This is a genomic window from Arthrobacter psychrochitiniphilus, assembly GCF_003185915.1.
GTDB classification, from domain to species: Bacteria; Actinomycetota; Actinomycetes; order Actinomycetales; family Micrococcaceae; genus Specibacter; species Specibacter psychrochitiniphilus.
The window spans coordinates 1-13799 of the sequence record NZ_QHLZ01000016.1; the positions used below are offsets into that span (position 1 = coordinate 1).

At 58.9% G+C, this 13799-nt stretch carries 14 protein-coding genes; 7 read left to right on the forward strand and 7 right to left on the reverse strand.

Going from position 1 to position 13799, the window contains the following annotated elements:
- Positions 1-140 precede the first annotated feature (140 nt).
- The 3 genes from tyrS to CVS29_RS16865 all read right to left on the reverse strand — a co-directional run bounded on the left by tyrS (position 141) and on the right by CVS29_RS16865 (position 4426).
- Positions 141-1451: a tyrosine--tRNA ligase gene (tyrS, locus tag CVS29_RS16855; RefSeq protein ID WP_110107637.1), complete on the reverse strand. Its 1311-nt coding sequence runs from the start codon at positions 1449-1451 to the stop codon at positions 141-143.
- Positions 1452-1534: 83 nt separating this feature from the next.
- Positions 1535-3775, reverse strand: coding sequence for a HelD family protein (locus tag CVS29_RS16860; RefSeq protein WP_110107639.1), 2241 nt, complete (start codon positions 3773-3775; stop codon positions 1535-1537).
- Positions 3776-3922: 147 nt separating this feature from the next.
- The gene (locus tag CVS29_RS16865) at positions 3923-4426 is read right to left on the reverse strand and encodes an adenine phosphoribosyltransferase (RefSeq protein WP_245932319.1); all 504 of its coding nucleotides are present in this window, start codon (positions 4424-4426) and stop codon (positions 3923-3925) included.
- Positions 4427-4574: 148 nt separating this feature from the next.
- On the opposite strand from CVS29_RS16865, the gene CVS29_RS16870 reads away from it, so the two are divergent.
- Positions 4575-5234, forward strand: coding sequence for a GNAT family N-acetyltransferase (locus CVS29_RS16870; RefSeq protein WP_170121022.1), 660 nt, complete (start codon positions 4575-4577; stop codon positions 5232-5234).
- Here the strand turns inward: CVS29_RS16870 and CVS29_RS16875 are convergent.
- Entirely contained in the window at positions 5173-5838 is a 666-nt protein-coding gene (locus CVS29_RS16875) for a DNA-3-methyladenine glycosylase (protein WP_110107643.1), read from the reverse strand. The two genes, CVS29_RS16870 and CVS29_RS16875, sit on opposite strands and share 62 nt — an antisense overlap.
- Positions 5839-5944: 106 nt before the next feature.
- On the opposite strand from CVS29_RS16875, the gene CVS29_RS16880 reads away from it, so the two are divergent.
- From CVS29_RS16880 to CVS29_RS16895, 4 genes are all read left to right on the forward strand, one after another.
- Positions 5945-7003, forward strand: coding sequence for an NADPH:quinone reductase (locus tag CVS29_RS16880; RefSeq protein WP_211315166.1), 1059 nt, complete (start codon positions 5945-5947; stop codon positions 7001-7003).
- Positions 7004-7065: 62 nt separating this feature from the next.
- A complete protein-coding gene (locus CVS29_RS16885) occupies positions 7066-7962 on the forward strand; it encodes a DNA-3-methyladenine glycosylase family protein (protein ID WP_110107644.1) in 897 nt (298 codons plus the stop codon).
- Positions 7963-8172: 210 nt separating this feature from the next.
- Positions 8173-8586, forward strand: a complete 414-nt coding sequence (locus CVS29_RS16890; protein ID WP_146213096.1) for a hypothetical protein — start codon at positions 8173-8175, stop codon at positions 8584-8586.
- A gap of 943 nt (positions 8587-9529) precedes the next feature.
- Positions 9530-9895: a hypothetical protein gene (locus tag CVS29_RS16895; protein ID WP_110107648.1), complete on the forward strand. Its 366-nt coding sequence runs from the start codon at positions 9530-9532 to the stop codon at positions 9893-9895.
- A 90-nt stretch (positions 9896-9985) separates the two neighbouring features.
- On the opposite strand, the gene CVS29_RS16900 is transcribed toward CVS29_RS16895, so the two are convergent.
- The 3 genes from CVS29_RS16900 to CVS29_RS16910 all read right to left on the reverse strand — a co-directional run bounded on the left by CVS29_RS16900 (position 9986) and on the right by CVS29_RS16910 (position 12421).
- The gene (locus CVS29_RS16900; protein ID WP_211315167.1) at positions 9986-10801 is read right to left on the reverse strand and encodes a hypothetical protein; all 816 of its coding nucleotides are present in this window, start codon (positions 10799-10801) and stop codon (positions 9986-9988) included.
- A 590-nt stretch (positions 10802-11391) separates the two neighbouring features.
- On the reverse strand, positions 11392-11709 hold the full coding sequence (locus tag CVS29_RS16905) for a hypothetical protein (protein WP_245932312.1): 318 nt from the start codon (positions 11707-11709) through the stop codon (positions 11392-11394).
- Between the two features lie 301 nt (positions 11710-12010).
- Positions 12011-12421 carry a hypothetical protein gene (locus CVS29_RS16910; RefSeq protein WP_146213098.1) on the reverse strand — a complete coding sequence of 137 codons (411 nt, stop codon included), beginning with the start codon at positions 12419-12421 and terminating at the stop codon, positions 12011-12013.
- A 501-nt stretch (positions 12422-12922) separates the two neighbouring features.
- Between CVS29_RS16910 and CVS29_RS16915 the strand changes: the two genes are divergently transcribed.
- Positions 12923-13120, forward strand: a complete 198-nt coding sequence (locus tag CVS29_RS16915) for a hypothetical protein (protein WP_110107656.1) — start codon at positions 12923-12925, stop codon at positions 13118-13120.
- Between the two features lie 37 nt (positions 13121-13157).
- Complete coding sequence (locus tag CVS29_RS16920; protein WP_110107658.1) at positions 13158-13748, forward strand: hypothetical protein; 591 nt, start codon at positions 13158-13160, stop codon at positions 13746-13748.
- Positions 13749-13799 lie beyond the last annotated feature (51 nt).

Below are 13799 nucleotides of genomic sequence, written 5' to 3' on the forward strand. Positions count from 1 at the left end.
AGAAAACAACCAAAACACAATCATTTTCCCGCTAGTCACGCCGCCCTTCATCAGGACAACTCGATAAACAATACACAGATACCCGCCCCCAACGCAAATCGGGGACGGGTACGCGAATCTGATGCGGGCGTTCCAGTGTATTAGGCGGCTAATTCAACCATGGCTAGGGTGCGCTTGCCACGGCGTACCAACAGGTACTTGCCGTGCAGTGCCTGCTCCACACCCAGTACGGCCTCCAGATCGGTGACCTTCGCATTGTTCACGTAGGCACCACCCTCCCCTACTGTGCGGCGGGCTTCGGAATTTGTCTTGGACAACCCGGAAGCCACCAACAGCTCCACAATGCCCAAGCCGGCTGCCGGCGCAGCGGAACGCGGCAGCTCACGGGTAGCCGATTCCAGTGTCCCCAAGTCCAGCTCAGCCAGATCACCCTGGCCGAACAGCGCTGCCGAGGCCGCGATGACCTTCAACGCGGCATCCACGCCGTGCACCAGAGATGTCACCTGGAAGGCAAGGGTTCGTTGGCCTTCACGGGCTTGCGGCTTTTCCGCAACCGAAACCGCAATGGCCTCAATTTGTTCGCGGGAGAGGAAAGTGAATACTTTCAAGCGGTCAACAACGTCAGCATCGGCGGTATTGAGCCAGAACTGGTACATGTCGAAGGGGCTGCACATGGCTGGGTCAAGCCAGATGGCATTGCCCTCGCTCTTGCCGAACTTGGTGCCGTCGGAGTTGGTGATCAGCGGCGTGCCCAGTGCATGCACGGAGACGCCCTCCACCTTGCGGATCAGATCGGTACCGCTGGTCAGGTTGCCCCACTGATCGGAGCCGCCTTGCTGGAGCACGCAACCATATTGGCGGTAAAGCTCCAAGTAGTCCATGCCCTGCAAGATCTGGTAGCTGAACTCCGCGTAGCTGATGCCCTCATCCGAGTTCAGACGGGAGGCCACAATGTCCTTCTTGATCATGGTGCCCACGCGGAAGTACTTGCCAACGTCGCGCAGGAAGTCCAGCACGGACATCGGCGCAGTCCAGTCGAGGTTGTTGACCATGCGAGCAGCGCTCTGGCCTTCGAAGGACAGAAAGCGCTGCACCTGGCCCTGCAGGTAGCCCACCCACTCCGTCACGGTTTCCTTGGAGTTCATGGTGCGCTCGGCTGTGGGGCGCGGATCCCCCACCAGTCCGGTGGAGCCTCCCACCAGACCCAGCGGTTTGTGGCCGGCCAACTGCATTCGCCGCATGGTCAGCAACTGCACCAAGTTGCCCAAGTGCAGGCTGGGGGCGGTGGGATCGAAGCCGCAATAGTACGTGATGGGATCCCCGGCGAGCAGCTCTTCAAGGGCTGCCTCGTCGGTGGAGACCTGGATCAGGCCTCGCCACTTGAGCTCCTGCCAAACATTGGCGAAGCTGGAGTCATTCTCGGGGACGCGGAGTTCAGTTTGCAAAGACACACCACAAAATTACCAGCACGACGGCGTTTCTTCGCCATTGCTGCCCACGCCGAGTCCCCGAGCCACTCCACAGAGCTTTGGGGCTACTCCACAATGCCTCGGGGCAAGGGGGCCGAGCCAATCAACCGCAGGCGCCGAGTGGGCCTGGTCATGGCAACATAGAGGTCCCCCACACGTCCCTGTGCACCGGCAAGAAGTGCTGCTGGCTCCACAATGATCACGCCGTCAAATTCCAGCCCCTTGGCCTCATGCGGGTCAATCACCACAATGTCCTGCTCCAACGAGCCTGCACCGTGGCCTATGCGGGAACCGTACACGGCCCGCAGCGCCGCAGCGATTTCCGCCACCATGGATGGCGGGGCAATCACTGCCACAAGTCCGCCGCCCACGGCCGCGGTTTCCTCAGGCATAACAGCCACAACTTGGGCCACAACCCCGGAAGCCTGGACCTGGTCAACAACAGGTTCCCATTCGCCGTCGCGCACTGCCTTGGGGGCAGACACCAACTGTCCGGCAGCATTGGCCATCCGCACGGCAGCTTCAGCAATCTGCCGAGGCGTGCGGTAGTTGACGCTCAACTCCTCCACGTTCCACCGCTCCCCCAGGAACGGTGTCAGCGCCTGCCGCCAGGATGTGGCACCGGATGCGGAACTGGTCTGGGCAATATCGCCCACAATGGTGAAGGATTTAACGGGGCATCGGCGCACAAGAACACGCCACTGCATGGGAGAAAGCTCCTGGGCCTCATCCACCACCACATGGCCGTAGGCCCAGGTCCTGTCGGTGAGGGCACGCTCGGCACTGGTCTGGGACTGCGCTTGCACAATGTTGTAGTCCGCGAGCTGCTCAGCGGTTAACATGCCGTCAACACCGGAGTCCTCCAGCTGCTGATTCACGTTGGAGATGGCCTTTTCAGCATTGACCAGGTCCCGCTTGCGTTGGGATTCGGCATGGGCCTGGGCACGGCCGCCTGTAGCGTCCATGTCCCCCAGAAGTTCGGCTGCTTCATCCAGCAACGGCACATCAGACTCACTCCACGGCGAACCCGGAGCCCGCACAAGCAGGTTGCGCTGCTCTGGGCTGAGGTTGGGTGTCACGGCTGTGAGGATGTCCGGCTTGCTGAACATCTCATCAATGAGTTGTTGCGCCGTCATGGGCATCCAGCACAAGTTGAGCATGACCCGCACGTCACGTGATGAGCGCACATCCTCGGCCAGGTAGGATCTGTCGGCGTTATTGCCGGCGCCTGCTGATTCAATGTGTTCGCGTAGTTGCTCGGTGAGTTCGCGCAGCAGAGTCTTGACGAAGGTGACCCGCGCTTCATTGTGCGGTAAGCCCGTGGCCTGGGCCTTCTCCCTGGCGCGGCGCACCTGGCGGACGGAAAGGATCAGACGGGTACCTTCGACGTCGAGCCGAACATCGCCTTGAGGCAGGCGTTGGCGGTTGGCCACGGCATTGGCCACAATTTTGGCCATTCCTATACGGCCCTTGAGCTCCGCGGTTTGTGCAGATTCTGGAGCCTTGGCTTGCACCCCAGGGAACAAGTTGCCAACGCTGGCCATGACCACGCCGGTCTCGCCCAGAGAGGGCAGCACGCGTTCAATGTATTTCATGAACGCGTTGGAGGGCCCCACCAGCAGCACACCGGAGGATTGCAGCCGTTCGCGGTGCGTGTACAGCAGGTAGGCGGCCCGGTGCAGCGCCACGGCGGTTTTTCCGGTTCCTGGCCCGCCCTGAACCACCAAGGCGCCGCTCAGCGGTGAGCGGATAATCCGGTCCTGCTCGGCCTGGATGGTGCCCACAATGTCATTCATGCGTCCGGTGCGCTTGGAATTCAGCGCCGCCAACAAGGCACCCTCGCCTTGGACGTGCTCGCCATCCACCAGCATGGTGTGGTCCAGCACGTCGTCTTCAATGGCCTTGACGTTGCGGCCCTTGAGCAACAAATGACGACGGCGGCGCACACCCATGCGGTCAAAGGCCGTGGCTTGGTAGAACGTGCCAGCCTCCGGTGCCCGCCAATCGATCAAAAGTTGACGCAGGTCCTCGGACAGCAGCCCGATGCGGCCAATGTAGCGGGCCTGACCATCGTCTAAGTCAAGGCGGCCAAACACCAGCCTGTCATCCACGGCATTGAGCTGGGCCAGGCGGTTCTCGTAGAGCGTGGCGAACGCGTCGCGTTCGGAACGGTTCTGGTGCGTGCCCATGGACTTGGCGCGCCGCACCTCACCCAACTGCTCAACCTTTTCGGCGCGGAGTTCATCAAGTCGCCCGTAAAGGACGTCAACATAGTTGCGTTCGTGGGCCAACTCGTCGTCATACATGCAAGGCTCCTGATACGTAAGGCTTCCCGCCAAAAGACGGACCGTCTATTCTATCCCGCTTCTTGGCCGGGCCACTCCGGGCCCAAAAAATCCGCGCAACAAATGGCAATGCAGCCTAAACGGGGAGCAGCTTAGACGTGCAGCAGCCTAGACGTGCAGCAGAGAGAGAACTTCGTGGCCGGCTAGATTATCCCGGCCGGGAAGGCCGTCTATTTCCAAGACAACCCCGACGCCGGCCACCACAGCTCCCGTGCGTTCCAAGAGTGCCGCTGCGGCACCCAGCGTCCCGCCCGTGGCAAGCACATCATCAAGAATTAACACGCGCGTGCCAGCTGGAACGTCTCCTTGATGCAGTTCCAAGGTGGCCTCACCGTATTCCAGGGAGTAGCTTTCGGAAAGTACCTCACGGGGCAGTTTTCCTGCCTTGCGGATGGTGATCACACCCGTACCCGTAGCGTAGGCAGCAGCCGCCGCCAAGAGGAAGCCGCGCGCTTCAACTCCTGCAACGGCGTCGAACTTTCCGGCGAAGGCACAAACTATGGCATCCACCACCTGCTTCAGGGCCGGTCCGTTGGCAAATACGGGGGTTAAATCTTGGAAAACAATCCCAGGCTTCGGGTAGTCGGTAACCGTGGCGCACAAACCTTCAATAACCGCGGAAACATGCGGACTTTCCGGGGCATTGCAGGTGCTGGAGGCGGGCGTTTCTGGGGTACTAAAAGTCTCATTCACCCCTCCACGGTACAGCCTCTTGGAGAAGGGCTTTTCGGATGCCCAAAAAGGTGCTTATATATTCTCCGTGCAACACAACATTTCACTTCCCGGACACGGTGTCCGGCTTGTGCCGCTACGGCGTTCTCACGCGGCAGATCTGTTCCCCTACATCGATGTGGAAATGTGGGCGGGCATGGCCTCTGAACGGCCAACATCAAGGCGTGCCCTGGAACGACTTTTCGCTGCCCGGATCGCTGATCGGTCCGTTATTGCTTTTGCCGTCATCGATGAAGAGACGGACACAGTGGCGGGGACCACCAGCCTGTACGACTACGTGCCGGAGCAATCACGGATTGAACTGGGCATGACTTTTTTTGGCCGCAATTACTGGGGCCGCAACGTCAATGCCTCCTCCAAGTTGGCCTTGCTGAGCTTTGCTTTCGAGGATCTGTCCGTCCAGCGGGTCACGTTGCGCTGCGACGTCCGCAACACGCGCAGTGCTGCCGCGATCGTGAAGTTGGGCGCAACACTGGAGGGAGTGTTGCGCAGTTACCGGCACGGACACGACGGCGCACGTGTTGACTCCTGCGTGTACTCGCTGCTGGCACACGAATGGCCGGCGTCAAGGTCCGGTCTGGTTCAGCGGCTCACACCAGCCGATCTACATCCGGAAGTTACCGAGCTTATTGAGCTGTCGGAGCAGTTGACGCGGGACGACGCGAAGAACGCACCACTCCCGGTCTGAACTTTGACACGGTGGGCTCACCGTCCAGCCAGAACCGCCAAAGATATTCGCTGGTGCCCCCCGGTCCGCTAATGCCCACCCGTGGTCCGGTCATCAGTGACGCCGCCGGTGTCTTTGGCAAGGTGACACTGACCTGCCCACCGAGGGCGAACATGCCGTTGTGTTCACGGGAGAACCCCATGGCTTTGGCCAACCGCGCAGGACCCTGCGCCAGCTCGACGTTGTTCTTGGCGGTGGGGCGCCGGCGTCTGGCCAGCTCCAGCCCCTCTACAATCTCACCGGCGCGCAGGAGACAACCTGAGGAGAACCCCTCCGGGCGGCACACAAGATTGGCGCTAAAGTGCATGCCGTAGCTGAAATACACGTAGAGGTACCCTGGCGGGCCGAACATGGTGGAGTTGCGCTCGGTCATGCCGCCGTAGCTGTGCGAACCCGGATCGGGATCGGCGGAATCGCGGGGGCCCAAGTAGGCCTCCACCTCGGTCAGGCGCACGGCAACGGCACCCTCTGGACTCTCATGGCGCACCACTGCGCCCAACAAGTATGGCGCCACATCAGGGGCCCGGTTTTGAAGTAGCTCATGGAGGTTAAGTGGCGTAGCCATCTTCCCAATTTAGCAGGGCCGGTCAGGTCGGTGCTGTGGCGTTCAGGAAGCCGGGAGCCGGGCACCGAGGTGAAGCTGGCCTGTAGGACAGGTTTAGACTCCTGCCATGGACACCACACCGCCCGAGAATGCAGCTGCAACCGCTGGCAGAACCCGGCCCACATCCATGAAGGCCGCCTTTTTCACCTCGCGCGGAGGTCCCGAAACCATCAGCTACGGGCAGCTTGCCGTGCCGCAGCTGGCCACAGGCACCGTATTGGTACGTGTTGAAGCATCCGCTGTAGACCACGTGGATACGTTTGTGCGCAGCGGCGCCTACACCACTGAACTGGTGTTTCCACAGGTGGTGGGCCGGGACTTGGTAGGAACCGTTGAACGGTTTGGTCCGGGTAGTGCGGAGCTGTACGCCAGCCTTGCCCCGGGCGATGGCGTGTGGTCCAACTCCATGGGTTTTGCCGGCCGCCCCGGAACCGCAGCCGAGTTCGCCACTGTACCAGTGGAGCGCCTCTATGCCCTGCCAGCCGGAGTTGACCCCATTGCAGCAGCCGCCGTGCTGCATTCGGGGGCCACCGCGTATTTGGCCCTGCACACACACGCCGAGCTGCAAGAGGGTGAGGTGGTGTTCATCGGTGGGGCTGGTGGCGGTGTTGGCCAAGGCGCCCTCATCCAAGCCATCCGAGCAGGAGCTGTGGTCATCGCCTCATGCCGCGCATCCGACGTCGACCATTGCCTTGGCCAAGGAGCCAGCGTTGCGCTCGACTACCATTCGCCAACGTTTGGGCAGCAACTGCGGGCCGCCATGGAACGGGTATCCGGCGGACGTGGCATAGATGTACATGTGGAGACCTCGGGGCGGTATCAGCTGGAGCTTGCCGTGGACGTGTTGGCGCCACGGGGGCGCATTGTGGTGCTCTCCGGAGTTGCCGCCACGAACCCGTTGCCTGTGGGCAAGTTGTACATGCGCGACGGCAGCATCCGCGGTTTTGCCATCAGCAATGCCACAGTTGCCGAACTGGCCGAAGCCGCAGCCACCGTGAACGAGCTGCTCTCAGTTGGGGCGCTACACGCCCGCAGGCTCACAACCTTGCCGTTGCGCGAGGCCGCCCAGGCACACGCGTTGATGGAAGCAGGGACAGTGCGGGGGAAGATTGTGCTGCTGCCCTAGATGGCAGCCTGCGCGGCGAGGCTTCGGAGCAGCGTCGGAGAATTGGGTGAAAGAATGATTCCATGGCCTTGGAATTAGCGTTCATTCCCCCTTTTGACCCGGGAATCTTCAGTTTTTTGGCTGCCCGCGCCGTCACTGGCGTGGAAGAGGCTGACGCTACAAGCTATGCACGCACCATAGCGCTTACCGGCGGCCGCGGCCCCATGTTCGGCACCCACGGCTGGTTCCGTGTCAGCTGGGACGGGACCGCGCTATGGCTGGACTTTGAGCTGGAAGATCCCAGCTCCACAACGGACTTGCTGCTGGCGGTGCGGCACTTGTTCAATCTGGACCACGACCCCGTTGCGGCCGATGCTGCGCTCTCTGCCGATCCGTTACTGGCTCCACGGGTGGCTGCTGTGCCAGGTATCAGGCTGCCAGGCTGTGTGGATTCCGCCGAGATTCTCATCCGGGCCATGGTTGGGCAGCAAATCACTGTTGCGGCTGCACGTACCGCGCTGAATCAGCTCATGCCACTGGCCACACCAAGCCGGCTCCCCCACGGCACCATGACGCACGTGTTTGCGGCACCTGGTGAAATTGCTGCTGGCGGAAGGGCAATCCTGCGTGGGCCGCAACGCCGCATTGACTCAATCCTTACCGTCTCAGCCCTTCTGGCCAATGGCACTCTGGCATTTGGAGAGCAGGACACACTAGATTCCTTGCACGAGAAGCTCCTGCCTCTGCCGGGTATCGGCCCCTGGACAGTGGGCTATGTGGCCATGCGTGTATTGGGCAATTCCAATATCTTCTTACCAACGGATGCGGCCGTCCGCAATGGTTACGGGCTGTTGCGAGGCGACTCACCGGCAGAAGCCCGCACCATCAAGGCTGCCGAACTAGCCCGAATGGCGGCCCCTCTGCAGCCTTGGCAGTCCTACCTGACATTGCATTTGTGGCGCGTGGCCGGGGAAAAGTAGCCTCCGCCTTTCGCTGGCACCGCTTACTGGCACCGCTCGCGCGTCACCCCCCTCCTGTTTCACTTCTACTGTGTCACCCATCTGGGGGACAAAGGCTGCTAATACAGGCCTGAGGCGTGCCGAATAGGGCTAAAGACATCTACAGTGAAAATATCCGGCATGCCGTATTGGGGGCATGATGATATTGAATTTCCCATCATGAGGAGGACCATGCGGAGGTTGCCAGAACAGCGTATGCCGCACGAACCTATGGCGGCGGAACCAAGCATTTCGGAATTGGCGGCACGCTGTATTTCCGCCGCCGGTACTGCACATGACGCCGATCCGGCCAGTGTCAGGACGGGGATTTTGAACATGGCAGCCACGCAATTGCCGCACTGGTTCAGGGCGGAACGGCGCACCGCCGAGGCCACCGCCGTTGAACAAATGCTGGCGAGGGATGACTTCCAGGAACAGCAACTGTGGGCATTCCTCGCGGACGATCCTGGAAGGCTCGCTGCACGCAACAAGCTGGCCGAGCTGTTGAGCTCATCCCTAGTGCACGACATTGTGGTTGGTTCAATCCGGCAAGGTAACCACGCTCCGAAATCCGGTACGGCAGCAGACTTCGGCGCACTCTGCTGATAAGAGCAGCCAGAGAAAATCACTAAGAGCGGTTAGGCGGCGGCTTACAGCCACCGGCCCCAAGTGCGGCTGCAACTTTCTGCACAACGGCAGGTTCATCGCCTCATCCATCTTCACGTGAGATCCGCCCTTCCTGCCAACCAAGGGATTTTGTGGTTTCCAGAGACCGAATATCGCGCTGGTACTGGTCCGTGTCGTGGTGGCCGCCGGCGCATTGCAAACTAATCCGGTATTTCTTCTAGGGGCCATCGGGCCACAGCATTGCCCGGCCATGTTCGTCACTAAGAACGACGTTCACCTCTGGCACGCAGCACATCGCCTTCCGAAGCACTGGAAATTCCTCCCCGTGCTCACACACGGTAGGCCCCCGCAACTGCGAGATCGCGCAGTGACAGGCCTGCGGCCAGATCAAACCACGTCCGTGCGGCATCTGTGAAGTGCACCCGATCCATAATCCTCACATCACCGCGCCCAAATACAAATCGATGGCCGATCACGTTGACTCGACGCGGTCCACTCGTTTGGGGTCGACTCAGAAATCGTAATAGATCGTACGTCAAGACGTTCGGAATGACGTGAGGTAATTGAGCCACGCCTGATAGATACCTCTACATCAGTCGAAATCGGTCTCGAATACTGTGTCACTTATGGCCCGGCACCGGACAGTTCACCGTACACCCTATACGGACACTTCATTGGCCACCATCTGCAAAGCAGCAGGTCAGCGGCGGGTGTGCCCGGTGAAGGACCGGCTTACGATACACCTTGCCGATGCCTAAATGGCACACCTCTTTCGGACGTGACAAGAGTTCCAAGTACAAGGAGGTAATCGTTTCTGGTTCTGCTAATAGGACCGCGAATGGCGGCGCCCGAAACGAACAGTCATAGACGCTCTGACAGGCCCAGTCGCATTGATTTCAGGATTCGTGGTTGGATTACAGGCATGGGGAAACGATGGAGCGGCCACAAATGGCTTGCCTTGGCTTGGGCATTGTTGGGCTTGTCTTTGGTATCAACAATCGTGGCATTGGGCGTCTGGTTTTTCGGTGTTGACCCCGACGATTACGAAACAAGGAACTTCAGCGCAGTACTTTTTCAGCGCCAGCTGACGCTAGCCGGAGCGTTACTTCTCCCGGGGCTCTCAGCCGCAGCGGCTATTCGATCGATGTTCGTCACGCCTCGCCGCCCGTCCCGGGTTATCGCATCATTTCTTGTCCTGCTATTGGCGGCAGTAGTGTTCTGGTTCTGCTGTTCATGGGGCTTTTCGGCAATTGACCATGCGAGCCGGGCCGCCTTGTGGCACGACTAGAGTACTTTCCGGTGAGGGTTTCCCGTTAGCCGTAGACTCCGGACACCGCGGGAACCCAAACTTTCGGGGAGCAGTGGTCTTCTGGGTCGGTTATTCAACGATGCTGATCGGGGCTACCCCGATCCTTACGTTGACTGGCAATGGCCCCGTCCTGACACGGGGGAGGTTAATTGGTGGCTCGACGATGAGGATCGTCCCGGCTACTATTCCGATGAAGGGTTCGCCGGTGCGTTGTGTGGCCACGATCTGCGCTTCGACAGGACCGCGAGCAGCAGGAACTAGGAACGGCAGCTCCTGAGGGAATCCGATAGAGGACAAGCTCTCAAGGTCGGCGTCATCAGTTGTTCCAGGATTGAACATATCCACAGTGAGTATTTGATCCGGATCGTCCAGGCTCAAGTTTGGGTTCGGAGTTGTGAAGCTAATTTCTTGGTTGGAACTCTGGCCACCTCCCATTCTGCACGGTGAGGACCAGTGTGTAGAACACTTGTATCCACTCAATTCAAGCTCTGGGCCGGCTACTTTCATCGTCGTTGCGTAGTCATTGGCCGCATACGGCCAGCTTCGATCCTGAACCGCAGAAGTAACGAGGCGGAATTTAGGGACAAGCCCTCCTTCAGCAACGAGGTAGCTGGCGTTCGTGGTGCTGAACTCCTTTATGACAGGTGGGTGCGGGTCATCGGGGAAGAACCTAGGGCCCCTGACAACCTCCGTGATCACTTTGTGGACCTTTGCCGCATCGCTGTGCCACAGTGCCAGGAATGAAGCATCCAGCACTTCGCGCAGTCTGTCCCAGTCGCCGTCGCGCCCACCTCTTTTGGCCGAGATATCTGCATACTGGATGACGCCATCCCGGGTTGTAACAATGTTCACCGAAGTCGCCGATCTGTCGACCTCATTTCCCACGGGGTCCTCTGACGCACGACACCAAACTTGGGCGGCGTCGCTATTGGCACGTACTTGTGCGCAAAAGAAACCCGATTCTTCCAAGCGTGAGACGACGAGTGCAACCTCACCGCGATCCGATACTGGCACTGCCACGGAACTCTCATCCACCAGCTCATGATCAAACGGGTGCGTCGGGACTGAAAGGCTGGTGCAGCCCGTGGCCAGAACCGCCGCTGCCACGAACATACAAAGCAGGGAAATCGCTCTTTTCACTGGTTCCCCACTCGTTCAAAACCCCAAAACATAGTGGCCATGGCTAGTTTATGCATCGGTCCAGTCTGTCAGTAGCCGAGAGAAAGCACCTCCGCCCAGAGGTTGATTCTGTCGGCCGGGGACGCCGGTGAAGGTTCCCCTGCGGGCAGCACCATCGATCACGCATCGACTGCTGAGCTGGGCGGTTCAACGCCCCGGAGCCGGACAGGCTTACGGGACGGTTCTGAGATCCTATACGGACAGACCCCTTACGGAATAAAGAGAGCCGCATTCATGGGGAACACCAGCGTGCCGGAGACTGCGACGGTAGCTCCGAGAAGACTGCGGCGGGTGACTTACCGCTTGACATGAATTTGGCTTTCTCGTCGGTGTGCTTTCAAACGTTTGGTCGCCGCGACGATAAACGCGCAGATAAATGTGGCCGTTAGAACGGCGAATATCACCAGAGCAGGATTGACCCAGACCGGGATCATGTCATAACCGGCGTTGCATTTGTTGTGTAGAGGGAAGAATCGCCCTGGTTCTTGCCAGTTCTGCGACCGATAGTTATTGTCAAGCAGTTGGCCTGCCTTCGCGCATGTCTCGTCAGTGTCCTTACCGGAGGCGAATATCCCGATGAAAAACGTGACGCCGAGGACAAGGAAGGAGAGCAAGGTTAGTCCAAGCCATCCTCGTAGTGGCATTCGTTGCAATTCAGATCATTTCCTTGTGAGTCACGGCGAGTGCACCCATAACGACCGCGGTAGCATTCGGGCTGGGTGCCATCTGTCAATTCTTCCAGGATATGAAAGTTGGATCGCCCAACCAAGGGATGATTTCATCAACCGTGATGACCGCAGAGCGTTCCAGCTGCGGGAGCTGGTGCTTCCATATGGGTGAATTCTTGATCGCTCTTTCATGGCCATTCACCCACGAACCTTTCAGACAGTTCTAGTGTATGAATGGTTCCAGAGCCTACTCACACAAGGGCAAATCGGCCGGTATTTCGATGATTTCAAGAACCTTATCCGTAGCAGTATCGATCATCACGGCGTGGTTCTTCGGCCAAGACGGATCCACATTGACTTTGTAATCGACGCTCTCTGGTGCAACGGCCTCCGCTGTCCCGTCCGATCCCCTGCGCATGGCATCAAAGATACGGCCCGTCTCCGAAACTACCGTCACGGTCTCCTGGGGCAGCTCGGATACATTGCCGTCAACTGGGGTCGAATTCCAGATGGACTCGAATCCCCCTGAGCATTTTTCACCCGGTGTTGAGGCGATGCCCCCGGCAGCTTCAGCTGATGCGCTTGCCTGTGCCGAGCAACCAGTCAGTGCCATCATGACCACTACTGCAGTCATTGCCAGAACATTTCTTGAATTCATTTCCCCCACCTTTACGCCCAAACGGTTCCAAAAACCGAGCCTACCAAGACCTCAGCCTACGCCGTGGCAACGATGATTAATAGCAATTGAGTTCGGCGACGGTTCAACCTACGGGTTGATGTAAAGCGTAGTGTTGCTGTGTTTCGATGTATTGAAGATCAGCCACTAGGCCTGTAACTCATTTGGGGGAACCATGAAATTTGTTCGATTACTCGCAGTTGGGATCATTGCCACCTCGTCTAGCTCGGGCTGCACGACCGCGACAGCACCTATCAAGACAGTCCAGAGCTCCACGGTGAAGTCAGTAAGCTCTAGCCCACTTGCTACCGCACCACTTTCTAAGACCCTGTCCGGAACATTCGTTTCTCAGGCCATTCCAACAAGCGGCGAGATCATCATCACCCAGACTCCCGATAGCCTGACTCTGGAATTAACAGACTTTTCCACTAGCCCTGGGGACTATGGGGCCGAACTATATTTGACCGCGAGTACGGGGGGGCCATGACCAAAAATGCGGACGGGTACAACGTCGTCAATGAACCCACCACCTACAGTCTCGAGAAACTCAAATCCATCACTGGAAACCAGAGCTATGACCTGAGCTACATGATTGATTTTTTCCCTGACGCTCACAGCATCACGATCTACAACACCCATTCCAGAGAGGCCTTCGGCTCAGCAAATCTGCTAGAAAAATAGGCCACTACAAGCTAACAATGACTAAAAGGTACCCAGCATGGATCAACCTCACGACGTGAAGATTACCGAAGCGGACAGCGAAACGGTGGCTGCCCAAATCTCCCGCCACAGCATTGGGCTTCTGAGGGGCACCGCATTCACAGCACTTCTCATCATCTACGTGGCCTGGACCCTAGCAGTTGCCTTCCAAAGCTCAGTCCAATTTAGCGGGTCCGTGGCGCCCTATCTTGGCGCCCTAATTGGCTTGGCCTTCTTGATATCGCTGCCTGGACTTGGCTATCTCTGCACCGTGCGGGACAAGAACGGGAACTTCATGGCCCCCACTGTGATGGTTGTGCTGATTTTTATCAGCTATGGACTACTGGCTGGCGTTGTTCTCGTCTTGGGGCTGTCCTTGGCAATCGGAACATCCTCAACGGTGGGCGAGGCTTCCATGTGGGTGGGTATCCTGTCACCGATTCTGTCCGTCGCTCTGTCCATGCTCCTCGCCGGAATCGTCCGGACAAGACTGGTGTGGGAACCGCAATCAAAGAGACTCAAGACTGCCAAGTACTGGCTGTACCTTTCGCCGCCGTCGTTATTCCTGATTTGCCAGGTGCTGTACATTGTGGGCCGCCTCGTCGGATGAACTCAAAAGCCTTAAAAGCGAGAAACGGCGAGGCACCAGATGCGCGGTGTC

What these genes read in the sequence shown, in the direction of transcription:
- CVS29_RS16880 (WP_211315166.1), top strand. Translation starts at nt 5,945, where the DNA reads ATGGACACCACACCGCCCGAGAATGCAGCTGCAACCGCTGGCAGAACC.
- CVS29_RS16885 (WP_110107644.1), top strand. Translation starts at nt 7,066, where the DNA reads ATGGCCTTGGAATTAGCGTTCATTCCCCCTTTTGACCCGGGAATCTTC.
- CVS29_RS16915 (WP_110107656.1), top strand. Translation starts at nt 12,923, where the DNA reads ATGACCAAAAATGCGGACGGGTACAACGTCGTCAATGAACCCACCACC.
- CVS29_RS16890 (WP_146213096.1), top strand. Translation starts at nt 8,173, where the DNA reads ATGCGGAGGTTGCCAGAACAGCGTATGCCGCACGAACCTATGGCGGCG.
- CVS29_RS16860 (WP_110107639.1), bottom strand. Translation starts at nt 3,775, where the DNA reads ATGTATGACGACGAGTTGGCCCACGAACGCAACTATGTTGACGTCCTT.
- CVS29_RS16920 (WP_110107658.1), top strand. Translation starts at nt 13,158, where the DNA reads ATGGATCAACCTCACGACGTGAAGATTACCGAAGCGGACAGCGAAACG.
- CVS29_RS16895 (WP_110107648.1), top strand. Translation starts at nt 9,530, where the DNA reads ATGGGGAAACGATGGAGCGGCCACAAATGGCTTGCCTTGGCTTGGGCA.
- CVS29_RS16910 (WP_146213098.1), bottom strand. Translation starts at nt 12,421, where the DNA reads ATGAATTCAAGAAATGTTCTGGCAATGACTGCAGTAGTGGTCATGATG.
- CVS29_RS16875 (WP_110107643.1), bottom strand. Translation starts at nt 5,838, where the DNA reads ATGGCTACGCCACTTAACCTCCATGAGCTACTTCAAAACCGGGCCCCT.